General features: G+C 31.4%; 26 protein-coding genes. All 26 read left to right on the forward strand.

The annotated features are described in order from the left end of the window. Positions 1–2: 2 nt before the first annotated feature. The 26 genes from Q0649_RS03045 to Q0649_RS03170 all read left to right on the forward strand — a co-directional run bounded on the left by Q0649_RS03045 (position 3) and on the right by Q0649_RS03170 (position 24,323). Entirely contained in the window at positions 3–1,229 is a 1,227-nt protein-coding gene (locus Q0649_RS03045; protein WP_298837121.1) for a flagellin, read from the forward strand. 91 nt (positions 1,230–1,320) lie between these two features. Further along, on the forward strand, positions 1,321–1,764 hold the full coding sequence (locus tag Q0649_RS03050; protein WP_298837124.1) for a YjfB family protein: 444 nt from the start codon (positions 1,321–1,323) through the stop codon (positions 1,762–1,764). Between the two features lie 206 nt (positions 1,765–1,970). After that, the gene (locus tag Q0649_RS03055; RefSeq protein WP_298837127.1) at positions 1,971–2,813 is read left to right on the forward strand and encodes a flagellin; all 843 of its coding nucleotides are present in this window, start codon (positions 1,971–1,973) and stop codon (positions 2,811–2,813) included. A gap of 442 nt (positions 2,814–3,255) precedes the next feature. Next, a complete protein-coding gene (flgB, locus tag Q0649_RS03060) occupies positions 3,256–3,660 on the forward strand; it encodes a flagellar basal body rod protein FlgB (protein WP_298837129.1) in 405 nt (134 codons plus the stop codon). Positions 3,661–3,666: 6 nt separating this feature from the next. Then, positions 3,667–4,101 carry a flagellar basal body rod protein FlgC gene (gene flgC / locus Q0649_RS03065; RefSeq protein WP_298837132.1) on the forward strand — a complete coding sequence of 145 codons (435 nt, stop codon included), beginning with the start codon at positions 3,667–3,669 and terminating at the stop codon, positions 4,099–4,101. An 11-nt stretch (positions 4,102–4,112) separates the two neighbouring features. Beyond that, the gene (gene fliE, locus Q0649_RS03070) at positions 4,113–4,436 is read left to right on the forward strand and encodes a flagellar hook-basal body complex protein FliE (RefSeq protein WP_298837134.1); all 324 of its coding nucleotides are present in this window, start codon (positions 4,113–4,115) and stop codon (positions 4,434–4,436) included. 15 nt (positions 4,437–4,451) lie between these two features. Further along, positions 4,452–6,020, forward strand: coding sequence for a flagellar basal-body MS-ring/collar protein FliF (gene fliF / locus Q0649_RS03075; RefSeq protein ID WP_298837137.1), 1,569 nt, complete (start codon positions 4,452–4,454; stop codon positions 6,018–6,020). A gap of 6 nt (positions 6,021–6,026) precedes the next feature. Then, complete coding sequence (fliG, locus tag Q0649_RS03080; RefSeq protein ID WP_298837355.1) at positions 6,027–7,040, forward strand: flagellar motor switch protein FliG; 1,014 nt, start codon at positions 6,027–6,029, stop codon at positions 7,038–7,040. After that, positions 7,024–7,776: a flagellar assembly protein FliH gene (locus tag Q0649_RS03085; protein ID WP_298837139.1), complete on the forward strand. Its 753-nt coding sequence runs from the start codon at positions 7,024–7,026 to the stop codon at positions 7,774–7,776. Before fliG ends, Q0649_RS03085 begins: the two co-directional genes overlap by 17 nt. Positions 7,777–7,793: 17 nt before the next feature. Then, complete coding sequence (gene fliI / locus Q0649_RS03090; protein ID WP_298837142.1) at positions 7,794–9,110, forward strand: flagellar protein export ATPase FliI; 1,317 nt, start codon at positions 7,794–7,796, stop codon at positions 9,108–9,110. 27 nt (positions 9,111–9,137) lie between these two features. Next, positions 9,138–9,590, forward strand: a complete 453-nt coding sequence (gene fliJ / locus Q0649_RS03095; RefSeq protein ID WP_298837144.1) for a flagellar export protein FliJ — start codon at positions 9,138–9,140, stop codon at positions 9,588–9,590. Positions 9,591–9,648: 58 nt separating this feature from the next. Then, positions 9,649–12,459, forward strand: coding sequence for a flagellar hook-length control protein FliK (locus Q0649_RS03100; RefSeq protein ID WP_298837146.1), 2,811 nt, complete (start codon positions 9,649–9,651; stop codon positions 12,457–12,459). A 40-nt stretch (positions 12,460–12,499) separates the two neighbouring features. After that, the gene (locus Q0649_RS03105) at positions 12,500–13,162 is read left to right on the forward strand and encodes a flagellar hook capping FlgD N-terminal domain-containing protein (protein WP_298837149.1); all 663 of its coding nucleotides are present in this window, start codon (positions 12,500–12,502) and stop codon (positions 13,160–13,162) included. A 29-nt stretch (positions 13,163–13,191) separates the two neighbouring features. Then, positions 13,192–13,614, forward strand: coding sequence for a TIGR02530 family flagellar biosynthesis protein (locus Q0649_RS03110; RefSeq protein WP_298837152.1), 423 nt, complete (start codon positions 13,192–13,194; stop codon positions 13,612–13,614). A 114-nt stretch (positions 13,615–13,728) separates the two neighbouring features. Beyond that, positions 13,729–14,652, forward strand: a complete 924-nt coding sequence (locus Q0649_RS03115; RefSeq protein ID WP_298837154.1) for a flagellar hook-basal body complex protein — start codon at positions 13,729–13,731, stop codon at positions 14,650–14,652. 114 nt (positions 14,653–14,766) lie between these two features. Continuing rightward, positions 14,767–14,958, forward strand: coding sequence for a flagellar FlbD family protein (locus Q0649_RS03120; protein WP_298837156.1), 192 nt, complete (start codon positions 14,767–14,769; stop codon positions 14,956–14,958). Positions 14,959–14,972: 14 nt separating this feature from the next. Next, on the forward strand, positions 14,973–15,425 hold the full coding sequence (fliL, locus tag Q0649_RS03125; RefSeq protein WP_298837159.1) for a flagellar basal body-associated protein FliL: 453 nt from the start codon (positions 14,973–14,975) through the stop codon (positions 15,423–15,425). A gap of 7 nt (positions 15,426–15,432) precedes the next feature. Beyond that, on the forward strand, positions 15,433–15,810 hold the full coding sequence (locus tag Q0649_RS03130) for a flagellar biosynthetic protein FliO (RefSeq protein ID WP_298837162.1): 378 nt from the start codon (positions 15,433–15,435) through the stop codon (positions 15,808–15,810). After that, complete coding sequence (gene fliP / locus Q0649_RS03135; protein WP_298837165.1) at positions 15,794–16,618, forward strand: flagellar type III secretion system pore protein FliP; 825 nt, start codon at positions 15,794–15,796, stop codon at positions 16,616–16,618. The genes Q0649_RS03130 and fliP overlap by 17 nt, the downstream gene beginning before the upstream one ends. Before the next feature lie 10 nt (positions 16,619–16,628). Next, positions 16,629–16,898 carry a flagellar biosynthesis protein FliQ gene (gene fliQ / locus Q0649_RS03140; RefSeq protein ID WP_298837168.1) on the forward strand — a complete coding sequence of 90 codons (270 nt, stop codon included), beginning with the start codon at positions 16,629–16,631 and terminating at the stop codon, positions 16,896–16,898. A gap of 11 nt (positions 16,899–16,909) precedes the next feature. Then, positions 16,910–18,745, forward strand: a complete 1,836-nt coding sequence (locus Q0649_RS03145) for a fused FliR family export protein/FlhB family type III secretion system protein (RefSeq protein WP_298837171.1) — start codon at positions 16,910–16,912, stop codon at positions 18,743–18,745. Between the two features lie 6 nt (positions 18,746–18,751). Continuing rightward, the gene (gene flhA, locus Q0649_RS03150) at positions 18,752–20,827 is read left to right on the forward strand and encodes a flagellar biosynthesis protein FlhA (RefSeq protein ID WP_298837174.1); all 2,076 of its coding nucleotides are present in this window, start codon (positions 18,752–18,754) and stop codon (positions 20,825–20,827) included. Beyond that, positions 20,824–22,071 (forward strand): flagellar biosynthesis protein FlhF, encoded by a 1,248-nt coding sequence (gene flhF / locus Q0649_RS03155; protein WP_298837177.1) that lies wholly within the window; start codon positions 20,824–20,826, stop codon positions 22,069–22,071. The genes flhA and flhF overlap by 4 nt, the downstream gene beginning before the upstream one ends. Beyond that, complete coding sequence (locus Q0649_RS03160; RefSeq protein WP_298837179.1) at positions 22,065–22,922, forward strand: MinD/ParA family protein; 858 nt, start codon at positions 22,065–22,067, stop codon at positions 22,920–22,922. The genes flhF and Q0649_RS03160 overlap by 7 nt, the downstream gene beginning before the upstream one ends. A 12-nt stretch (positions 22,923–22,934) precedes the next feature. After that, complete coding sequence (locus Q0649_RS03165; RefSeq protein ID WP_298837182.1) at positions 22,935–23,579, forward strand: flagellar brake protein; 645 nt, start codon at positions 22,935–22,937, stop codon at positions 23,577–23,579. An 18-nt stretch (positions 23,580–23,597) separates the two neighbouring features. Beyond that, the gene (locus Q0649_RS03170; RefSeq protein WP_298837358.1) at positions 23,598–24,323 is read left to right on the forward strand and encodes a FliA/WhiG family RNA polymerase sigma factor; all 726 of its coding nucleotides are present in this window, start codon (positions 23,598–23,600) and stop codon (positions 24,321–24,323) included. Positions 24,324–24,339: the final 16 nt, after the last annotated feature.

Raw genomic sequence — 24,339 nt, forward strand, 5'->3', positions numbered from 1 at the left:
TGATAATCAATCACAACTTAGGTGCAATGAATGCTACAAGAAATATGGGTATAAACGCTTCAACAGCTTCAAAATCAATGGAAAAACTTTCTTCAGGTCTTAGAATTAACAAGGCTGGAGACGATGCAGCAGGTCTTGCTATATCAGAGAAAATGAGAGGGCAAATCAGAGGATTAGACCAAGCTTCAGCTAATGCTCAAGATGGAATTTCAATGATAGGAACTGGAGAAGGCGCATTAAATGAAACTACTTCAATTCTTCAAAGAATGAGAGAACTTGCAGTTCAAGGTTCTAATGATACTAATACAACTGAAGATAGAACACAAATACAAAAGGAAATGAATCAGTTAACTTCAGAAACAAGCAGAATTGGTAACACTACTCAGTTTAATACTCAAAATTTACTTGATGGTACAGCAGGCGTTGTAACAGGACCTACAACAGGTTCAGCTGGTGTCTTTACAGTTTCAGGCGTAACTACTGCTGATGTAGTGCTTGATGGAAAGACATTAACATATAATGCTACTGGTGGTGGAGTTACAAACTTTAAAGATGCTACTGAATTAGCAACTTTAATTGGCAATACTCCTGAATTAGCTTCAAAATACACTGCGTCTGGTTCTGGTGCTGTACTAACACTAACACAGAAATCAGGACATTATTCAGCTACTCTTCCAACTGCTACCGGTGCAGGTGCAGTTGCTGCAACTACTGCTGGAGTAGATAAAAAAGCAGCATCATCAGCATTTACATTTCAAATAGGTGCAAATAAGGACCAACAGTTTACTGCTAGCTTTACCGATATGCGTTCTTCTGCTTTAGGATTAGCAGGAGCTGCAGGTACAAGCACATCAGTCTACGGAGCTTCTTACGTAGCTACTGGAACAGCTAATGATTTATCAGATGTTTCAACAGCTGGAGAACATGCTCTTGATTTATCTACATCAGCTAGTTCTTCAGCAGCAATTAAGGTTCTTGATAATGCTACAGCTACAGTATCAGGTGAGAGAGCAAAACTTGGTGCTTATTCAAACAGATTAGATCATACAATAGCTAATCTTGGAACATCAAGTGAAAACTTAACTTCAGCTGAATCAAGAATTAGAGACGTAGATATGGCTAAAGAAATGTCTACATTCTCAAAGAATAATATTCTTAATCAGGCTGCTCAAGCAATGCTTGTTCAAGCTAATCAACAACCACAACAAGTTCTTGCATTATTAAGATAATTGAAGAATTTGTAATAGTAACATTAAGGAGTCAGGGTGAAAACTCTGGCTCCTTTTTTAAAATAATAAATAGTAGATAGGAGGTAATCATATGGATATTACACCACTATCAAGGGTAGACATTCAAACAAAGGTTCAACAATCTGCTGCTATAGTAGTACCTAAGACAACATCTATTGATATAGAAAAAGAAAATGATAAACAAATTATAAAATCAACACACAATGTTGCGATAGATGCTAATGTAGGACAGAATTTAGATGTAGTTGCAGGTGTGCAAAAGGATAAGAATGAAGCAGAAAATAAACAACTACAGCAGGAACTGAAATGGGCAAAGGACAAACAGAAGATGCTTAACCTTAAAGAAGTGAAACTTTTACAAATGAGAGAGATAGAGGAACAAGGTAGACAGCTGAATAGTCTTAATCCAAAAGAACAAAACAGGTTAAATGATAGGTTAGACACTTTAGCAGCACAGGTTAGCGCAATAGAGAGTGATAGTAGAAGAACAAAGGGTGGTAAAAAATTAGGATGAGCATAAGTGGCTATATAATTAGCTACTTATGCTCATTTTGTTGTTATAGATAGTTTTTTTATACTGTGCAAGAAAAGTAAAACATGAAATTATAAAAACTAATGAAGAAATATAAAGATTTATATAAAGTTATCAACTATTTAGACGAAGTATTAAGTGAAACCACAAATTAAATATATTAAGAATACTTTAATGGAGTTGATTTTATGATAATAAATAATAATATAGCATCTTTAAAAATATATAGGGAATATAGCAAAAATCTTATAAAACAGGGATCTGCTTTAGAGCATATATCTTCTGGAATTAAGATAAATAGTGCGAAAGATAATCCGAATGCAATTGCTCAAAGTGAGAGATTTAGAATGCAAATAAGAGGGCTCCAAGTGGCGGGGCAGAATACTCAAGATGGGGTTAGTATGCTTCAAACCGCAGAGGGTGGTATTTCTGAAATCACTAGTAGTCTGCAAAGAGTTAGGGACTTACTTGTTCAAGCTGGGGGAGTTACAACAGATTCTGATAAAGCAAATATTCAAACTGAAATAAACCAAATGTTAGAGGGAGCTAATGATATGGCAAACAATACTGAGTTTAATGGTGTGAAACTTCTAACTGGTGGAGCAAATGACGGTAGTATTAATATAGAAATGTTAATTGGTGCAAGTGTTGGAGATACAGCTAGTATACCAAAAAGTGATTTAACCTCAAAAGGATTAGGCTTAAAGACTGGAGATGTATTAAATGTAAATGTAAAAAGCGTAGACAATTCACTTAAACTTATAGATAGTGCTCTTCATGATATTATGAGTGTTGGAAGTAAATATGGAGCGTTAGAAAATAGATTTGAGAGTAATTACGATTCATCCATGGAAATATCAGAAAAGGTAGAATCTGCTGATAGTAGTATACGAGATGCAGATTTAGCTGTAGAAATGATGGAATATTCTAAGAATGATATACTTATAGAAGCTGGAAATGCAATGATGGTTCAATCAAATAAATTACCACAAGATGCACTACGAATACTAGAAAATATTAGAAGCAGATAAAGAACTCATTTTGAGTTCTTTATTTATTTTTTGAAGTTTTTGCAACTTAAAGTAGAAAATTGCGTATTTAATAATAGGGTAATAATTTATGATATGAGTGTAGAAGTATTTTATTTTACGAAAACAGTCAATTTATAGATGATTAATAGTATATAAATAAACAACAGTAAGCATCACAGAAACTATTAGCAAATAAACATAAGCTTATAAATAAGCATTTTAGTAGTGTTATTTGGTAACTTATCATTTTAATTTTATTGTGTTAACATAAATTAATAAAAATATATTCACTAAAATAAACAAATAGTATATAATAATAATTATAAAGTGGAATATATTCTCATGATGAGAAAATTTAGCTATTATAAGTAAAGAATAGTAGAAAATTAGTATATAAGCGAATATGTATTAATCTAACTCTAAATTAATGGAGATGATGATTGTGAATGTAATTGGAAGTTCTACAAGTGGAGACACATATAGTTTACTTAAAAAAAGTATGGAGGCCTCAACACTTAGAAGTAAAGTTAGCGCAAATAATATTGCAAATATTAATACAAAAAACTATAAAGGGCTCTATGTTACCTTTGAGGATACTTTAAATGACAACATGGCTGCAGATACAATGAAAACTGACAATGAGAAAGACATACAAGCAAGTAGTGGTAATGGAGAAATTAAAGTACAAAGAGATGTGGATACCAGCGCGAGGCAAGACGGTAATAACGTTGATATAGATTTAGAAATGACTAATCAAGCTGCAAATAGTTTAATGTATGATGCACTTGTAAGTCAAGTTAATAGTAAGATTTCACTTACCAGTTATGTTATAAGTGGAGGGAGGTAATAAATTATGAATGATGCTTTTAGTGCAATGAGAATAAGTTCTAGTGGGCTTACAGCAGAAAGATTAAGAATGGATACAATATCTTCCAATGTAGCAAATGCAACAACTACAAGGGGAGAAAATGGACAACCATACATAAGAAAAATAGCTGTGTTTCAAGAAAATTTACAACGAGAATTAGACAAAACTACAGGTACATATAAAACAAGTTTTAAAGGTGTTAAGGCTGTTGGTATTGTAAATGATGATTCTCCTTTAAGACGTGTCTATGATCCAACAAATCCAGATGCAGGTAAAGATGGTTATGTTATGATGCCAAATGTGAATATTACAAATGAAATGGCAGATATGATTGCATCTACAAGAGCATATGAGGCAAATGTAAGTGCGATGACTGCTGAAAAAAATATGTTTTCTAAAGCTTTAGAAATAGGTAAATAGGAGGGCGTTTTATGAATGTTAATACTAATGTAAACAATACTACTGCAAGTAGTGTAACAACACCAGATGTACTTAAAACGGATTCTCTAAATACTGATAATTCTAGCAATAGTGGTATCAGCTTTTTAGATACATTAAAAGAAAAATTAGATGGAGTTAATGATAAACAAATAGAAGCAGATGATATCACCCAAAAGTTCATAAAGGGTGATGAAACAGACGTGCAAAAGGTAATGCTTGCTACGCAAGAGGCAAAATTATCCTTAGATTTGGCAGTGCAAATTAGAAATAAACTTGTAGATGCCTATGATGCGTTTAATAAAATGCAGATATAGGAAGGGAGTAAGAATATGAGCAAGCTACTTGAAATTAGAAATAAGATCTCGCAAGGATGGGGTAATTTAAGCAGAAACAAAAAAATATCCTACAGCCTAATTGCGAGCGTAATCCTAATAGCCCTTATCTCTTTTATAGTAGCGACATCCCAAACTAAATATGATGTGTTATTTTCTAATTTGTCAACAACGGATTCTGGTGCAATGTTGACACAGTTAAAAACGGATAAGGTTAGCTATAAAGTAAGTGGCAACAGCATACTTGTGCCTACAGCACAAATCGATACTATTAGAATGCAACTTATGTCGGAGGTTCCACTTACTGATGGAAGTAAGGGATTTGAACTTTTTGATACTAGTCAAATGGCACCTACTGATGCACAAACTAAAATCATGTATCAAAGAGCATTATCAGGTGAAATTGAGAGAGCTATAAAGTCTTTTCCAGAAGTAGATGGGGCTAAAGTTAATTTGGTTTTACCTGACAACACTGCTTTTGTCAAGGCAACGGATCCAGCTACGGCATCGGTTGTGTTAAAACTTAAGGCTGGTGCTACTCTTAATGATGGTCAGGTAAAGGCAATAGTTGCATTGCTAACTGGGGCTGTTCAGAATCTTCCAAAGGAAAACGTGAGTATAATATCTGATAACTTTAAACTTTTAACTGAGGGACTCTATGATAAAGAAAAGGATACTGTAACTAATTCTACAGATGATCAGCAAGCATTAAAATCACAAGTTGAAAAGAATTTAGAAGATAAGATAATGAATGTACTTTCCCCTGTATATAAAGATGGCGTAAAAGTTTCTGTTAATGCGGATCTTAATTTTGATGCGTTTACAAGAAAATCTACAACATATGGTACAAAGGGTACAATTGTAAGTTCACATGATGTAGAAACATGGAATAATGGTACTAGTACTGGATTATCCACTAGTCCGGTAGACAATGCATCACAAAATACTACAACTTCAACAGCTAAAGATGGAAATGTTGTGAATAGAGATAGTACCAAAAATTATGATATTTCACAAACAGTTGACGACTTAGTGACAGCACCTGGAGCAGTTAAAAAACTTACTACATCTGTTGTACTAGATGGTAATTTAGATGCAGCTACTAAGACATCTGTAAATAATTTAGTTGCACAAGCTACTGGATATTCAGGAGCAAGAGGAGACAGTATTAGTATAGAGGGTCTTTATTTTGATACTACTGCTAAAAAGGCAGCTCAGCAAGCACTTCTTGATATCGCAAATGCAGATAAAGCAGCAGCGGCAAAAGTGTTATATACCCGAATTGCTTTGGGAGCTCTAGCTGTTATGATAGTTATTATAATAATAGTTGTAATGCGTAGGTTAAGTAAGAAACCGGAAGAAGGTTCAGAAGAAATTTCACAAGGGTTTGATAGAATTATTGATGATAACATAACTCCAAAGAAACCTGAAACATTTGAACCTATTGAATTCGAAGGTAAGTCTAAAAAAGTTCATATTGAAAATGAGGTTAAAAAATATGCCTCAGAGAAACCAGAACAAGTAGCAGATATTATTAAGTCTTGGCTGACAGACGATGAGAGGTGATAAATGGTGGCTAAAAATGATAAACTTACAGGAATTCAAAAGTCGGCCATATTATTCATAACTTTGGGTCCGGATGCTTCAGCAGGTATATTGAAAAAGTTACCAGAAAAGGACATTCAAAAGATAATCTATGAAATTGCTAATATAACTTCAGTTAAAGCTGATCAAAAACAGGCAATTTTAGATGAATTTATGGAAATGAATAAAGCAAAGGATTTTCTGTTAGAAGGTGGAATTGAATATGCAAGAAATTTGCTTTCAAAAGCAGTAGGTACGCAAAAGGCCAAGGGGATATTAGACAAGGTTATGGAAGAAACTCAACGATATAGACCTTTTTCTATTTTAAGGAAAGCAGATGCAAATCAACTTTTATATGTTATTGTCAATGAACATCCACAAACAATTGCACTTATTATGTGTTACATGCAGGCGGATAAAGCTGCTCAGATAATGGCAGCGTTGCCCCTAGAATTGCAAAGTGAAGTATCTTATAGAATTGCAACTATGAGTGCTATTTCTCCTATGGTTATTAAAGAAATAGAAAAAGTTTTAAATGGAAAATTATCTTCTGTTATTAGAACAGATACTACTGTAATTGGTGGAATTGACTCTCTAGTGGGCATTTTAAACCAAGTGGATAGAACTACAGAAAAAAATATTACAGAGGGTTTAGAAAGAGAAGATGTAGAGCTAGCTGAGCAAGTTAAAAATTCTATGTTTGTATTTGAAGATATTATCACATTGGATGATGTTTCAATACAAAGATTTTTACGAGAAACAGATATTAAGGATTTATCACTTGCATTAAAGGGATGTTCAGAAGAGGTTACAAATGTTATATTTAGGAATCAATCTAAGAGAGCATCGGCATCTTTAAAAGAAGACATGGAATTCTTAGGACCAGTTAGACTTGTAGATGTTGAAAAATCACAACAAAAGATTGTTGGTATTTTAAGAAGGTTAGATGAAGCTGGTGAAATTGTAATTTCAAGGGGAGGTGAGAATGCAATTGTACTTTAATGTTATAAAGAATTCAAGAGTGATAGAACAAGGTGATATGGAAATTAACACTCAATTAAGTGAGGTTCCGATCGCTGTGACCGTGGGAGACCAACATAATATTCAAAATGCTAACATGGAAAGTTATGAAAAGATTGCTAGTAATATATTAGAGAATGCAAGAAATGAAAGTGAGAAAATTACATCAAAAGCTTTTATTGATGCAGCAGAGGCAAAAACCTGCGCTATTAAAGAAGGGATGGAGCAAGGAAGTAAGGAAGGGTATGAAAATGCATATAATGATGCTATTAGTGGGGCAATGGATGAAGCTGCGAAGGTGAAAGCAAAGGCTGATTCTATATTAATAGCAGCTAAATCAGAGTATGATGAGTATTTAGTAGAGAAAGAAAAGCACATAAAAGACTTAATTGTAAGTATAGCTGAGAGCATATTAAAAAAAGAAGTAAAAGAACCAGATGCAATAAACGAAATGATTTTTAATACACTTAAAGAAGAAAGAAATGTAAAATTATATATTATAAAAACTAATAGTTCTCATTTCCCTATGATAAAAAGTCAAATTGAAAACTGGAAAAGTAAGATTGCATTTCAAGGAGATATATTTGTAATAGAGGATAATTTTTTAGAAGATGGAACTGCTGTCATTGAAAAAGAAACAGGCAAAAGTATTGTAAGTATATCTTATGGTATAGAAAAAATTAAAGAATTATTTAAAGAAGAACAATTACAAGGATAGAAAGGGCGAGAAACATTATGATATCTCTAAATTTTGAGTATTTAATGAATAAAATTCCTGATATTGATTACACTTATTCCGAAGGTGTGGTAAAGAATGTTATAGGACTTACTATTGAAGTTCAAGGAATAACAGCTTTCGTTGGTGAAGTATGTAATATTTATAATATGTTAAATGAAAAAATTCCATGCGAAGTTGTTGGGTTCCGTGATAAAGATGTAATACTAATGCCCCTTGGAGAATTGGTGGGTATATCACCAGGATGTCGCGTTGTACCAACGGGAAGTCCCTTGACTGTTAAATGTTCTGATGAATTGTTTGGTAAGGTATTAGATGGACTAGGAAATCCATTAAATGATGGTGAAATTACAAGTTACATAGCTTATTCTTTGAATGCATCTCCTCCAGATCCTTTAAAAAGGCGCAGAATAAAAGAAATTTTGCCTACTGGAATTAGAGCAATTGATGGATTTTTAACTTGCGGCGAAGGCCAAAGAGTTGGTATATTTGCTGGAAGTGGAGTAGGAAAGAGTACAACCCTTGGAATGATTGCAAAAGGAGCAAAAGCAGATGTAAATGTTATTGCACTTATTGGTGAAAGAGGACGTGAGGTACGGGACTTTATAGAAAAAGATTTAGGAATTGATGGAATGAAAAAATCTATTATCGTATGTGCAACTTCGGATAAACCAGCATTAGTAAGATTAAAAGGTGCATTCACAGCGACTGCTATTGCAGAATATTTTAGGGATCAAGGGAAAAAAGTAATTTTAATGATGGATTCAGTAACAAGGTTTGCTATGGCTCAAAGAGAAATAGGACTTGCTATTGGTGAACCTCCAGCGAGTAAAGGATATACTCCATCAGTATTTGCAATGTTACCTAAATTAATGGAACGTAGCGGCATGTCAGATAAGGGATCAATTACAGCTTTTTATACTGTTCTTGTAGATGGAGATGATTTTAATGAGCCGATAGCAGATGCAGTACGTGGAATACTAGATGGACATATAGTTTTATCTAGAGCACTCGCTGCTAAAAATCATTATCCAGCCATCGATGTTCTAAGCAGTGTGAGCAGGCTAATGCCTGAGATAACTACAAAGGAGCATAAACAAGCTGCTTCTTTAGCAAGAGATTTAATGGCAACTTATAAAGATTCTGAAGATTTAATAAATATTGGTGCTTACGTTAAGGGTAGTAATAAAAAAATAGATAAAGCAATTAAGTACAATGACAGCATAGAGGCCTATTTAAGACAAGGTATAAATGAAAATACTGATTTTGAAGTTAGCTTAAACGTGTTAGAAAATATGTTTAACCACATTTCATAAAAGGTTCTTTGGGAGGGGGTATTTGTATTGGCTGATTTGTATAAATTTAGACTACAAAAACTTCTTGATATTAGAAAAGATTATGAAGACAAAAGCAAAATTCAATTTAAAGAAGCTCAAAGGGAAAAAGATTTGGTAGAAAAGGATCTAAATGGCCTTAAAGAAAAATATCAGAACCATAGAAATATAGATTGTTATGAATCGATAGTTCATCAGAAAATCAAACAAAATTATTTGAATGCTTTAAATTTTGCAATTGACAAAAATACAGCAGTCTTAGAGGATAAAGATAAAATATTAGAGGAAAAGAGACAAGAACTGAAAAAATGTCAAGTTGAAAAAAAAACTGTTGAAATCTTGAAAGAAAAGCAGAAAAGTGCTTTTTTAAAAGAACAAGATTTAATAGAACAAAAGTCAAATGATGAGTTCGCACTCTTTGCTTTTATTAGAAATAATCCCAAAATACATGAAAATAAATAGATAAAGCTATTTACTCTGTTTATTTATACTTACTATTTTAGTAAAGGAGGTGAAAAAAGTGAATGTAAACATTAATGTGAATTCCAATGTTGATTATAGAAAATCTAGTCTATCAAAATTATCAAATACAAAAGAAAAATTCGAAAAAATTTTGGGTGATAATGAAGTAAGTTCTAAGAAGTTTTTGCTTTCGAATGTTTATAAAGAATACAATGGAGAGCAAAAATTGGGTAAAACAATTAATGAAAATCAAACGGATGATATTGAAAAAACAAATGTGAAACCATCCAATGCAGTAACGGCCACAGAAAAATCTATTGATGAAATTTCTCAGATGGAGAATTTGTTAGAGTCTTTGGATTCTTTAATTCAAAGTGTAGAGAAAGTGACAACTAATAGTACTACTAATGATAAAAATAAACTTGATTCTAGTAATTTAGAAAAGATGGTTGAAGAACATTTAGTAGGAGTAGGTAAATTAGCCCCTGAAACAAAAGTTATTCTAAAAAATAGTCTTAATGAAATAGTTGATTTGCTCGATAAGTCAAAGGTAGATAACGTCACCATACCTCAAATACTTGATGTAATACAGAAGCTAAGTAATCAAGTTGATGCGGCTAAAGGAAATGTTAGTTTATTAAAAGTAGTTAGTGATAAAAACAAAGTTACTTTGGATAATTCATCAGATAATAATATTAACGATGAATTAAAATCTAAGGTAATAAATTTTGTAAAGGTAGCTATTGATGTTATAAAACAAAATCCGGAAAAACCTTCGGAGCAATTGGTAGGCAAAGACAAATCTGCTGAAAATGTAGTACAAGTACAGCAAGTCCTACAATCATTAAGTTTAATTTTTCAAGAATTAGCTAAAGTGAATACTACTACTAGTACTAATAATACTAATAATGATAATGATAAAAATAAACTTGATTCTAGTAATTTAGAAAAGATGGTTAAAGAACATTTAGTTGGAGTAGGTAAATTAGCCCCTGAAACAAAAGCTATTCTAAAAAATAGTCTTAATGAAATAGTTGCTTTGCTAGATAAGTCAAAGGTAAATAATGTCACCATACCTCAAATACTTGATGTAATACAGAAACTAAGTACTCGAGTTGATGCGGCAAAAGGAAATCTAAACTCATTAAAAGTAGTTAGTGATAAAAATACAGTTGTTTTGCATAATTCATCAGATGATAATATTAATAATGAATTAAAATCTAAGGTAATAAATTTTGTAAAGGTAGCTATTGATGTTTTAAAACAAAATCCAGAAAAACCTGTGGAACAATTGGTAGGCAAAGACAAATCTGCTGAAAATGTAGTACAAGTGCAGCAAGTATTACAATCATTAAGTTCGGTTTTTCAAGAATTAGCAAAAGTGACAACAACTACTAATAATAATAATGATGATAAAAATAAACTTGATTCTAGTAATTTAGAAAAAATGGTTGAAGAACATTTAGTTGGAGTAGACAAATTAGCGCCTAATACAAAGAATATACTAAAAAACTATCTTAGCGATGTCGCAACTTTAATTAAAAAATCAAAAGACAATAACAATAATTCTACACAAATAGTTGAGGTGTTACAAAAACTAACTAATCAAGTAGAAGGAATAAAGGCAAATCGAAGTTTATTGAAAGGGGATGATAAGAGCAATATACTGCCGAGTACGGCTGCAGTTGAGGAAACGACAACAATTAACTTGAAGACTTCGCAGGAAGATAATGAACTAAAAGCAAAAGTAATAAATTTTGTAGGGGTGGCTATTGATGCACAAAAACAAAATAGCGATAATTCAGTAGATCAATTGGTAGGAAAAAATGAAAATACTGATAAAGTGTCAAAAGTTCAGCAAGTAATACAATCATTGAGTTTAGTGCTTCAAAGTGTAGAAAAAGCTACCACCACCACCACTAATAATGAACTTAACTCTATTAACTTAGAACAATTGGTAGGAGTAGATAAATTAACACCAGAAATAAAAACTTTGCTTAAAAATAATCTTACTGAAATAGTGGATTTGATTGAAAAGTCAAAAAATAACAATCTGGCTCCGTTAAAAATACTTGATGTTCTACAAAAATTAACTACTGAAGTAAAAAGTGTAAATGGAAATTTCAAATTATTAAAAGTTATTAATTCCCAAATTTTCATGAAAAATAGTCAAGAAAATTTAATTAAAGATAACCTATTAACAAAGGTAATAAAGCAAGGTATAAAAACTACATCTGTAATTACTCCTGTAAATCAAATGCAAAATTTGGGTGATGCTGGTCAAAATAATAAATCTTCAGATAGTAATTCGTTTGAGGAAAAATTTCTTAACAATTTGATTAGTAAAGATAAGAATGAAACAAAAATATCAAAAGTTGTTAATTTTATGGGTCAATTTGAAGCTGCAAAGGATGTAGAACCAACGAAAGCTGTAATATCTAATATAACAATTAATAAAAATAATTTTGAAGTTGATGTAATTAAAAATATAAAATTTATGGATATTAATAATGTTAAAGATTTGATAGTAAAAATGAATCCTAAGGAACTTGGAGAAGTAATAATTAAGATTACTATGGAAAGTGGAATTATGAAGGCTAATATTTCTGCTCAAAATAAGGATACTTATAACTTACTAAATGTCAATATACAAGATATAAGTGATAAGTTAAAAAATATGGAAATTAAAATCCATAGTTTAGATATAAATATATATGAGGATTCAACATTTTTTAGTAAGAATTCAAGCGGAAGAAATAACGATGGTAGACAAAATAATAATTCAAAACCAAGTGCTAATGTAGAAGAAGACATTGCTATAACCAATAATTATGTTATAGAAGAAAATCAAGTAAATAAATTTGTTTAGGTATCTACGAATATAAATAAGTCTAAAAGGGGTGATGAAAATGGCAAATGATGTGACAGCCGCATCCAATACAGATAAGGCAAGTTTAGCTAGTGCAACTAACAGAGGAACGGCAATTGTTAAAAAAGATGCAGCAATAGATCAAAATTCATTCTTGAAAATTCTTTCGGCAGAACTTACAAATCAAGACCCGACAAATGCTAAGGATGGTACAGAATTTGTAGCTCAAATGGCACAGTTTGCGTCAATGGAACAAATGAATAATTTAAATAGCACTATGTCCTTTTCTAGTTCAGCGTCTTTAGTTGGTAAGTTAGTAGCTTTTAGCAGTTACGATGATAAAGGAGTGCAATATGGTGGAACTGTACAGGCTGTTTATAAAGATTCAGGTTCAACATATATTGCTGTAAAATTGGCAGATGGATCTACAAAAGATTTCCCAGCTGACACTTTATCAGATGTTATAGATTCAGCTGATACTATACCCAGTTCTTCAAATGTTAATACTACATTTTCTTCGGCTATAAGTTTAATGAGTAAACAAGTTGATACGGTAGCATTATCCGATGGAAAAGTATATTCAGGAACTGTTACAAGTGTGTCAAAGGATTCAACAGGAACTAAATTAACTATAACTTATAAAGAAAATGGTGTAGATGTCACTAAAGATATAAGCTATGATGATATCTCGAAAGTAGAATAATTAATTAATATGGCAAGGTGATGTTAAATATGTCTTACAGAGTAGTAAATGGAAAATTATACTCAACTGCAGACTTTACTGAGTATTCTAAAATAGGTACTCAAAATGAAAAAGGCAAAGTTAAAAAAGAACAAGCCACATATAACAAAGATAACAGTTCTTTTAACCAAATTTTAAATACACAGATTAAAAAAGAAGAAGGGTTCACTATATCAGCTCATGCGGCGCAAAGGCTTAATAGTCGTAACATTGATTTTAATGATGTTGATATGAAAAAGGTTAATGATGGAATAAATATGGCAGATAAAAAAGGTGCAAAACAAGCTTTAATCTTATATAAAGACATGGCATTAATTACTAGTATTAAAAATAGAACGGTAATCACTGCAATGGACAAAAATGAAAGTAAGGGAAAAATAATAACCAATATAGATAGCGTAGTTATGATATAAGCCGGACCTTTTAGGAAGCTTAACTTTGCAGAAGGATAGAAGCAAAGTGATAAATTAAAAATTGTAATTGCGATTTAACTATATTGAAATACAATAAAAATTGGAGGTATTATTATGTTAAAATCATTTTATTCAGGTATAAGCGGACTTAAAGTAAATCAGGTAAAGTTGGATATTATAGGAAATAATATAGCTAATGTAGGGACTACAGCCTTTAAAAGCTCAAGAGTTAGGTTTAAAGATATGGTTAGTCAAAATGTTACTGAGGCTGCAGCTAATACAACAAGTTTAGGTGGAGTTAATGCAAAACAAGTAGGTCTTGGAGTGCAAATATCAGGAATAGACACTATTGTAGGTCAAGGCACAATGCAGCCAACATCTAGAAATCTCGATGTTGCTATTGATGGCGAAGGGTATTTGATAGTTGCCAAGGGCCCTACCGGTGGGACAGTAACATTAGCAGCAAATAAAGTAACTGGAGCAGACACTGGAACAGAAATTTCATATACTAGAGATGGAGCTTTAATTAAAGATGATGCTGGGCATTTAGTTACATCAGATGGAGCTAGGGTAATGGGTTATGCTATAGATGCTACAGGTAAAGCAACTTCAACACCACTTATTTCATTATCAATACCAGATTCAGTTCCAGCAACTACAGGAAAGAAAGTAACTAGTTTTACTATAGCAAAGGATGGAGTTATTAATGTCGTTTTAGCAGATGGTACTGTTTCTGCAGTTGGACAGATTGCAATGGCATCATTTAGTAATCCAGAAGGACTTAAAAAAACTGGTAACAACCTATACCAAAGTACTTCTAACTCAGGGGGAGCTGTTGTTAGATCAGGATTAGGAGCTACTACTGACAACAGCAGTGGTTATGGTGATATGCTTTCAGGAATGCTCGAGATGTCAAATGTTGATCTTTCTGAGCAGTTTACAGATATGATAATTGCACAAAGGGCTTTCCAAGCATCAGGTAAGTCGATTACTACTGGAGATGAAATATTACAGGAATTAATAGGTCTAAAGAGGTAATAGAGGATATAAAATATTAACATAAAATTTGTAATAAGTCTCAAATATTTTAGTATTTGAGACTTATCCAATTTGTATAATCTTAAGTATAAAACAAATCATAGGAGGGTACCCATGATAAGACTTACAGGTTTTAATAAAAAAGAATTTATCTTAAATGCTGAAGTTATTGAAAAAATAGAAATGATGCCAGAAACATTAATAACATTAATAAATGGGAAAAAGTATATTGTAATTGAAGAGGCGGAAGAAGTAGTCGAGAAAGTAATAAAGTATAAAAAGAGGATATTTTCTGGTGAGTTTTAGGAGGTAATTACGAAATGAGTGAAAAAATAAAAAAAACGAACGTTTTTAAAATAGTTATTATAGTTTTATTATTATTAATTTTAGTTGGAGGAGCTGCTTTTGGAGGTATGTATTATTTTGGTAATAATACAGCATCAGCAACATCTAAAGCAAAGGTAGTTACAGAGAATACTTATTCATTAGATGAGTTCTTAGTAAATCTTTTAGATGATAATGGATTGCTATACCTTAAGGTTACAGTTTATCTTGGCTATGAAGAAAATGCGAAATTAGCTGCAGAATTGGTGACACAAAAGCCAATTATTAGGGATATAGTCAATACTTATCTGAGATCAAAACGAAGTGTTGACTTTGCGTCTACTGGTCTTGTTTCAATAAAGAGTGATTTAATAAATAGATTAAATCCTATTTTAACAAAAGGAAAAATATCTCATATATATTTTAATAACATAGTAATAAGTAGGTGATAAAATAATGAATAATGAATTTTTAATACTGATTTTTAAAATTATAATATTTTTGCCTTTCATATTATTTATGTTATATTTGTCCTTAAAATATGGTGGCACTAAACTTAGAAAATTGCAAGATGGTAGATATATGAGAGTACTCGATAGAATCTCTTTATCTAAGGAAAACAGTATAGCAGTTGTAAAAATAGGGGATAAAGCTTATGCATTATCATCAAGTTCAAGAGATATTAAAATTTTATTTGAATTACCTAGTGAAGAAATTATAAAAATTGAGAATATTAAAGAGCTACCTCAATATGAGGACATGAAGGAACTATTCAAAAAGCATATTTTGAAAAAGGAAACCAAAGAGGAAGTTAAATATGAAAATAAAAAATAAAAACTTACTTGTTTTTGCGATAGCGCTGGTGATAATCAGCATAGCTACCGTACATATTGCAAACGCAACTACATTACCAATACCTAAAATTAATATTTCAGTTGATAATGCAAATACACCCAAAGAATATGTTGATAATATTAAATTATTATTGCTTCTAACAGTACTTACGCTTTTACCATCAATTATTATAATGTCTACTAGTTTTGTAAGAATAATAATAGTTTTATCTTTATTTAAAAATGCTATTGGTGTTCAAAATGCAATACCCAAGGAAGTTATAATGGGTCTTGCACTATTTTTAACATTTTTCACTATGGCACCGACATTTACAAAAATTAATAATGATGCCTTAACTCCATATCTAAATAATAAAATAACTCAATCGGTAGCAATAGAAAAGGGTTCAAAACCAATGAGGGATTTTATGCTAAAACAGACAAGAGCGAAGGATTTAAAACTTTTTTTAGATGTAGGAAAATTGGAAGATACAGTTAAAAATCAAGTAGATGAAAATGGTAATGAAGTACTTAAAAATGGAAAGCCTGTTGTCACTTATGATAAAGTGCCGCTATATGCTGTTGTCCCATCGTTTTTAATAAGCGAATTAAGACGAGCTTTTGAAATGGGATTTTTATTATTTATACCGTTTATTATAATAGATATCGTAACAGGAAGTATTCTCATGGCTATGGGAATGATGATGTTACCACCAGTTATGATTTCTCTCCCATTTAAATTATTGCTATTTGTTATGTGTGATGGGTGGAATCTACTTGTAAAATCTTTAATTATGAGTTTTAGTTGAGGTGAATTAAATGACAGAAAGCATGGTATTATCTGTAATAAAAGATGCTATTTATACTGCGATAATGGTATCTGCTCCGATTTTAGTTGTAGCTACTGTAGTAGGCCTAATAATAAGTATATTTCAAGCTACTACTCAAATTCAAGAGCAAACATTAACTTTTGTGCCAAAACTAGTTGCAGTAGCTTTAATTGGCTTATTAATGGGTAGTTGGATGCTTCACATTATGATTGATTTTACAACGAGAATTTTTGGAATTATTGCTAATATGGGAGGCTAGGTGTAATTGAATTGGTTAATGCTATTTATCTTTTAGGTTTTATAATGGTGTTACTTAGAATATCATCATTTTTTATGAGTCTACCAATTTTTTTCCCAACTGGTGCTCCTGTGATGCTTAAGGTTGGATTTTGTGTTGTATTCACTTTTATAATTATGCCTGGCATTAATTATCAAAATGTAAATTTAATTACTAACAATGCAACACTTATAATATTTGCATTATCAGAAGTTGTTACTGGTTTAATGCTTGGGTACTTAACAAAGTTTTGTTTTTACTCCGCGCAAATGGCTGGACAGCTTATGGATTTTCAAATTGGATTTTCTATGATGAGCATGTTTGATCCAATATCTAATGATAACGTTACTTTGCTTGGAACTTTACTTTATAGAGTAAGTCTTGTAATGTTTTTTGTTGTGGATGGTCATCACATGCTAATAAGAGCGATTATTGACTCATTCAACAATGTGGAAATCGGAAAGTTTATACTCAATCAGCAGACAGCTATGATGATGGTGAAAGTTTTTATAGAGTTTTTCACACTTGGGTTAAAAATAGCAATACCAATTATTTTAATAGTTATTATAACAGATTTGAGTATTGGACTTGTGTCAAGGACAGTACCACAATTAAATGTTATGATACTAGGTATGCCAATAAAGATAGTAATAGGACTCGCTTGTTTTTCTTTGGTGCTTCCAGCTGCTTTACAATTAATAGTGAATTCTTTCTATACTATTCCAGATATAATTAAGGGATTCTATAAAGTTATACCATTATTAATTTTTATTTCGGCGGATAGTGGTGAAAAAACTGAACAGGCTACTCCTAAAAAGAAAAGTGAATCAAAAAAAAAGGGTCAAGTTGCAAAAAGTAAGGAATTATCTTCTACAACTACATTGCTTACAGTAACACTTCTAATGATAACACTTGGGACTTATACTCTAGACAATTTAAAAGGAGTTGTAATTCTTTTCTTAAACAATTATTTAAATTTTACACTTACTGAGTATACATTTAAAACTGTGCTACTTGTATCACTTATGAAATTTGGAATTTTAATTTTACCAATTGTAGTTCCTATTATGATCATGGGAATAGTTGCTAGTTTAATGCAATCTGGATTTATATTTACAGGGGAACCACTTAAACCAGATTTGAAAAAATTAAATCCTATAAGTGGATTTAAAAAAATGTTTTCTATGAGATCAGTGGTGGATTTGATAAAAAATTTAGCAATAGTAACTATTATATCAATTATAGCTTATAAGTTTGTTAAAGCTAATTATATGGACATAATGACCTATGGAAGTCTGAAGATAGAAGCTGTTTTGGCTGCATTTGGAAGTCTTGTAATAGATATATTTTTTAAAATAGCATTATTCATGCTTATAGTATCAATAATTGATTTTTCTTATCAGAAATATAAACACAATAAAGAATTAAAAATGAGTATGCAGGAAATTAAGGAAGAATATAAGCAACAAGAAGGAGACCCTCAAATTAAATCGAAAATCAGACAAAAGCAAAGAGAAATGGCATCAGGTAGAATGATGCAAGATGTACCTGATGCTACAGTTGTCATTACAAATCCAACTCACCTTGCCATAGCAATTAAATATGAGCAAGGCGGAGATGGAGCACCTATAGTTGTGGCTATGGGTGCAGATAATGTTGCTGTAAAAATAAAAGAAATTGCAAGTGAAAATGATATCCCAATTATTGAAAATAAACCTTTAGCAAGGTTAATATACAAGGAATTAGAGATAGGCTCAGAAATCCCAGCGGATATGTATCAAGCAGTAGCGGAGATATTAGCATTGGTATATAAACTGAAGAAAAAATAGTAAAGGATGATACTTGTGGCTGAAAAAGCAAAATTCAACATTAAAAATAATTTGGATGTAATAGTACCTTTTGGTGTCATAGGGATAGTTTTAATGATAATTATTCCTTTACCACCAGCCCTTCTTGATGTAATAATTGCATTTAATATTACACTAGCAGTTGTGATTTTATTATTGACAATGTTTACAACAGAAGTTTTGCAATTTTCAGTGTTTCCAACCTTATTACTTATTACAACACTTTTAAGATTAGGCTTAAATATTTCATCTACTAGACTTGTATTAACGCAAGCTTATGCAGGTAATATAATTGAGGCCTTTGGTGAGTTTGTTGTTGGTGGTAATTATGTAGTTGGAATAATTATTTTCTTAATAATCATCATTATACAGTTTGTTGTTATTACAAGCGGTGCTGGTCGTGTATCAGAAGTATCTGCTAGATTTACACTAGACGCTATGCCAGGTAAACAAATGAGTATTGATGCTGATTTGAATGCAGGGGTTATAACTGAAGAACAGGCAAGAGAGAGAAGAACAAAACTACAAGATGAAGCTAGTTTCTATGGGGCGATGGATGGGGCTTCAAAGTTTGTAAAAGGAGATGCAATAGCAGGTATAATTATTACTATAATTAACATCTTCGGAGGTATAATTATAGGCGTTGTAATGCTAGGCATGCCAATTGGGACTGCTGCAACGACTTATGTTAGGTTAACGGTAGGAGATGGGCTTGTAAGTCAGATTCCAGCTCTTTTAATATCAACTGCATCAGGTATTTTGGTTACTAGATCTAGTAGTACTACAAATTTAGGAACTCAAATAACAAAGCAACTTACTACATTTCCAAAGGCTATTGCTTTAGCATCAGTTGTGTTATTAGTTTTGGCTTGTATTCCAGGAATGCCACATTTTGTTTTCATAATACTTGCTATTGGTTTAGCAGCCAGTGCGTATTTCTTAAACAAGGATGAAAAAGATCAAAAAATTATACTAGCAGAGAATGTAGAACAAGAAAGTCATGAAACCGAAAATAGAGAACCGGAGAATGTAATGAATTTGATTTCTGTGGAGCCTATGGAAATAGAGATAGGCTATGGTTTAATACCACTTGCAGATGAAGCTTCAGGAGGAGATTTATTACAAAGAATAGCATCAGTAAGAAGACAGTGCGCACTCGAGATGGGAATTGTTGTACAACCTATTAGAATTAAAGATAATTTGCAATTAAAAACAAATGAATACGTAGTTAAGATAAGAGGTACTGTAATAATTAAAGGCGAATTAATGCCAAGTATGCTACTTTGCATTGATCCAGGGTCTGAAGATATTACTATGCAAGGCATTAATACTGTTGAGCCAACATTTGGATTACCAGCAGTATGGATAAATAATGATCAAAGAGAAGATGCGGAAATTAAAGGATTAACAGTAGTAGATCCAACTACAGTAATGGTAACTCATTTAACAGAAACTATTAAGAATCATGCTTTTGAGCTTCTTGGAAGACAAGAAACTAAGTTGTTAATTGATTCTGTAAAAGAAAAGTATAATACGGTAGTTGAAGAATTAATACCAGATCTTATGACTATTGGAGAAGTTCAAAAGGTTCTTCAAAGTCTTCTTAAGGAGAAGGTTGCTATAAAGGACATGGTAACTATTTTAGAATCCCTAGCAGATAATGCTAGAGTAACTAAGGATACAGAAGTATTAACGGAATATGTACGTTTTTCACTTGGACGAAGCATTTGTAATGGATTGGTTGATGAAAATGGAGTTATGACAATCATGACATTAACACCTGAAGTTGAGAATATTATATCTAATAATATTCAAAAATCAATACAAGGTTCGTTTCCGGCAGTAGATCCAGAGACTACAGGTAAAATATTAAATTCTATTAAAAATAATATTGATACAATATATTTTCATAATAACCAACCAGTTATACTAGTATCCCCAAAGATAAGACCAGCATTTAGACGGTTAATTGAAATGGTATTCCCTACAGTCACTGTGCTTTCTCTTAATGAGATACCAAACGAAGTTGAGATCAAAACCGAAGGAGTTGTGACTCTACAATGATTATAAAACGTTATATCGTTAAAACCATGAATGAAGCTATGACAAGAATAAGATATGAACTAGGTAAGGATGCAGTAATTATAAGTCAAAGAAAAATTAGAAAGCCAGGAATAAAGGGATTATTCACTAGCAAGCTTATTGAAGTTACTGCTGCAGTTGAAAATCAAATCGATGATAAGGAACAAAATGTTGTAAATAGTAATATTCTAAATAATAATAATAATAAATTAAGTAGTATGGAATTAAGTAGTATTGAAGCAATTAAAAAAGTTGTGCAACAAGAAAATGCAATTAAAGATGATTCTAGGCAGAGTCAAAAACAAAATAGTGTAGTACATAAAATTTCAAATCAGGTTGAGGAAAAAAACGATAATAGTAGTGATAATTATTCAGATAAATTAATGAGTGAAATGATAAAAATGAAAACTATGATCGGAAAACTCTCTCAGGAGAGAGAACTTTCACATTCAGACAAGCCTTACGATAATCAGAAAAATGATATAGAAAAGATATTACGTGAAAATGATGTAGATAGTGAAAACATTGAAAATATAATGATGGAAATTGAGAATAATACAAATGATGTGACATATTTAGAAAAATTAAAAATTGTATTAAAAGATATGATTCATGTGATTAAGCCAAAACTTCAAGGTAGAATAGTGCTTGTAGGTCCAACAGGTGTAGGAAAAACTACTACCATAGCAAAACTTGCAGGTAGACTTGCTCTAGTTGAGGGGAAAAAGGTAGGACTGATTACTGTAGACACTTATAGAATAGGTGCAGTAGAGCAACTCAAAACTTATGCTGATATTATGAACTTGCCTTTTAAGGTTGTATATAATATGAATGATATGGATGATGCAATAGAAACTATGAGTGAATGTGAGGTTGTTTTAATTGATACTACAGGAAGAAGTAGTAAAAATAGAATGCAAATAGCTGAACTTCGAACTTTTGTAGAAAAAGCTGATACAAAAAATATTCAGTTGGTGTTGAGTGCTACAACGAAGAATAAAGACTTAAAATATATTATTGAAGGATACCAAATTTTGAATTATAATAGTATAATAGTAACTAAATTAGATGAAACTTCCACATATGGATCTATACTAAATATATTAGAAACTGCTAAAATACCGCTTAGTTTTGTGTCAACCGGTCAGAATGTACCTGATGATATTAAAGAGTTATCTGTTGACTCAATTATTAACCTTATATTGGGAGAGGATACGATATGTTAGACCAAGCACAAAGACTTAGGCAAATGGCGAATGATGGTAACGAAGTAAGTTTGCAGCCAAGAATTATAACTGTTACATCAGGTAAAGGTGGAGTAGGCAAAAGTAATATAGTGGTAAATTTGTCTATAGCACTACAGAAAATGGGGAAAAAAGTTATGATTTTTGATGCAGATATTGGCATGGGAAATGATGATATTATAATGGGGTGTTTGTCTAAATATAATGTATTTGATGTTATATGCAATGATAAGGAAATTGAAGATGTTGTTGTAACTGGGCCATATGGTGTAAAACTTCTTCCAGGAGGATCTGCGCTTACAAAAGTTGAGGATTTAACAGAAATTCAAAGAGATAAATTTTTAAAAAAGCTTACAGCTTTAACAGGGCTTGATTATATAATAATGGATACTGGAGCAGGTGTAAATAAAAGCGTTTTGGGATTTATTGCTTGCTGTGAAGATTTAATAATTGTAACAACACCTGAACCTACTTCACTTACAGATGCATATAGTTTACTCAAGGCTGTTAATCATTTTAAAATTAAGAATTCTGCAAAAGTTATAATAAATAGGTCACTCGACAATAATGAAGCTAATTTGACCTTTAATAAATTTAATAATGCTGTTATTAAATTTCTAAATATGGAAATAGAATACCTTGGTAAAATTGGGGAAGATAAAAAATTAGCTTATGCAGTAAGGCAACAACAACCTGTAATTGTAAGTTATCCGAATTCTGAGGTATCTAAGGATATAAATAAAATTGCAAGTAAAATTGAGGGCACGATAGACAAATCAAGTAATATTGGAGTAGAGGGGTTATTTAAGAAAATTTTCAGCATTTTTTCATAAGGGGTTGTAGTAGTGATTAAAGTTGATTTTAAATTAAACAAAAAATTGGAAATATTGATTAATGAAAAATATTTTAATAGCAACATACAAGATATAACAGAGGACTATATAGCAATTAGTATTCCTTCGAGTGCTGGTGAATATGTTCCATTGTCAAAGGGGTCTATTATAGATGTACTTTATTATGCAGAAGAAAATCTTTATAAATTTAAATCAATAATAATAGGACGTAAATTTGAGAATATACCTATTTTACTCATAGCAAAACCTGAGCAAGTAAAAAGGATTCAGAGAAGACGATATGTTAGAGTACCATTAGTAAAAACTGCTAAATACATAAATCTTAAAAATGAACCCAAAGTAAATCTTAGCACAATTGATGATAGTAAATATTTAAAAGCAGTACTTGTTGATTTAAGTGGTGGTGGCATGAGGGTTAAGGTGTCTGAGAAAATCAGTCCTAACGATTTTTTATTTATATCATTAACTGTTAATGATGAAGAGGTACTTATTGTGGGACAAACAAAGAGGATAATGAAAGACGATGAGGGTAGATTTATTTGTGGTCTTAGTTTTGAGTTTTTAGATAACGGAACACGTGAGCAACTTATTAAATATATTTTTCAACTTATGAGAAATCAAATGAAAAAAATTTGAGGAGGTTTTAGAATGTCCATAGCTAAAGCAGATGATATAAGAGAGCAGATTGTAAAAAAACACATACCTTTAGTCAAATACATTGCTTCTAGAGTAATTATTGGAAAAACTAAATATGTTGAATATGAAGACTTAATTAGTTATGGTATGCTAGGACTTATGGACGCTTTAGGAAAATATGATGCTACTAAAGGTATGAAGTTTTCAAGTTATGCATCAATAAGAATAAAAGGTGCTATGATAGATGAGCTTAGGCGTAATAGCCCAATATCTAAGGGAGCTATGGATAAGCTTAACAGATATAACGAAGCAATTGAGAGGCTTCAGAAATGCTTGTATCGTGAACCAACAAACCACGAAATTGCAACTGAACTTGGTATTACAATAAATGAAGTTGCAAGAATTGAAAATAATATAAATTATATATCGGTAGTTTCGCTTGAAGATTTAATCTTTTCTGAAGAGGATGATATGCCACTTAGTGGTACTATTAAAGATAATAGTAGTCCAAGCCCTGAGGAAGCATTAGAAGAAAAAGAGCAAATTGAATATTTGGCTGTTGGTATTGAAAATCTTAAAGAGAAGGATAAAATGGTTTTAACTTTATATTATTATGAAGGTCTTACATTAAAAGAAATAGGAAGTATTTTAAATGTGTCTGAATCACGAGTTTGTCAACTACACAGTAGAGCACTTATAAACCTAAGAAAGGCATTAGTAAAACTAAAATATGATGTATCATAGAATTAATATATATTAA

The sequence above is a fragment of the uncultured Clostridium sp. genome (assembly GCF_937920395.1).
Lineage (GTDB): Bacteria > Bacillota > Clostridia > Clostridiales > Clostridiaceae > Clostridium_AD.

Bases quoted from the DNA above. Each gene is read 5' to 3' on its own strand.
- Q0649_RS03050 (WP_298837124.1), top strand. From the start codon at position 1,321: ATGGATATTACACCACTATCAAGGGTAGACATTCAAACAAAGGTTCAA.
- Q0649_RS03055 (WP_298837127.1), top strand. From the start codon at position 1,971: ATGATAATAAATAATAATATAGCATCTTTAAAAATATATAGGGAATAT.
- flgC (WP_298837132.1), top strand. From the start codon at position 3,667: ATGAATGATGCTTTTAGTGCAATGAGAATAAGTTCTAGTGGGCTTACA.
- fliE (WP_298837134.1), top strand. From the start codon at position 4,113: ATGAATGTTAATACTAATGTAAACAATACTACTGCAAGTAGTGTAACA.
- fliF (WP_298837137.1), top strand. From the start codon at position 4,452: ATGAGCAAGCTACTTGAAATTAGAAATAAGATCTCGCAAGGATGGGGT.
- Q0649_RS03085 (WP_298837139.1), top strand. From the start codon at position 7,024: ATGCAATTGTACTTTAATGTTATAAAGAATTCAAGAGTGATAGAACAA.
- fliI (WP_298837142.1), top strand. From the start codon at position 7,794: ATGATATCTCTAAATTTTGAGTATTTAATGAATAAAATTCCTGATATT.
- Q0649_RS03105 (WP_298837149.1), top strand. From the start codon at position 12,500: ATGGCAAATGATGTGACAGCCGCATCCAATACAGATAAGGCAAGTTTA.
- Q0649_RS03110 (WP_298837152.1), top strand. From the start codon at position 13,192: ATGTCTTACAGAGTAGTAAATGGAAAATTATACTCAACTGCAGACTTT.
- Q0649_RS03115 (WP_298837154.1), top strand. From the start codon at position 13,729: ATGTTAAAATCATTTTATTCAGGTATAAGCGGACTTAAAGTAAATCAG.
- Q0649_RS03120 (WP_298837156.1), top strand. From the start codon at position 14,767: ATGATAAGACTTACAGGTTTTAATAAAAAAGAATTTATCTTAAATGCT.
- fliL (WP_298837159.1), top strand. From the start codon at position 14,973: ATGAGTGAAAAAATAAAAAAAACGAACGTTTTTAAAATAGTTATTATA.
- Q0649_RS03130 (WP_298837162.1), top strand. From the start codon at position 15,433: ATGAATAATGAATTTTTAATACTGATTTTTAAAATTATAATATTTTTG.
- fliP (WP_298837165.1), top strand. From the start codon at position 15,794: ATGAAAATAAAAAATAAAAACTTACTTGTTTTTGCGATAGCGCTGGTG.
- fliQ (WP_298837168.1), top strand. From the start codon at position 16,629: ATGACAGAAAGCATGGTATTATCTGTAATAAAAGATGCTATTTATACT.
- flhA (WP_298837174.1), top strand. From the start codon at position 18,752: ATGATACTTGTGGCTGAAAAAGCAAAATTCAACATTAAAAATAATTTG.
- flhF (WP_298837177.1), top strand. From the start codon at position 20,824: ATGATTATAAAACGTTATATCGTTAAAACCATGAATGAAGCTATGACA.
- Q0649_RS03160 (WP_298837179.1), top strand. From the start codon at position 22,065: ATGTTAGACCAAGCACAAAGACTTAGGCAAATGGCGAATGATGGTAAC.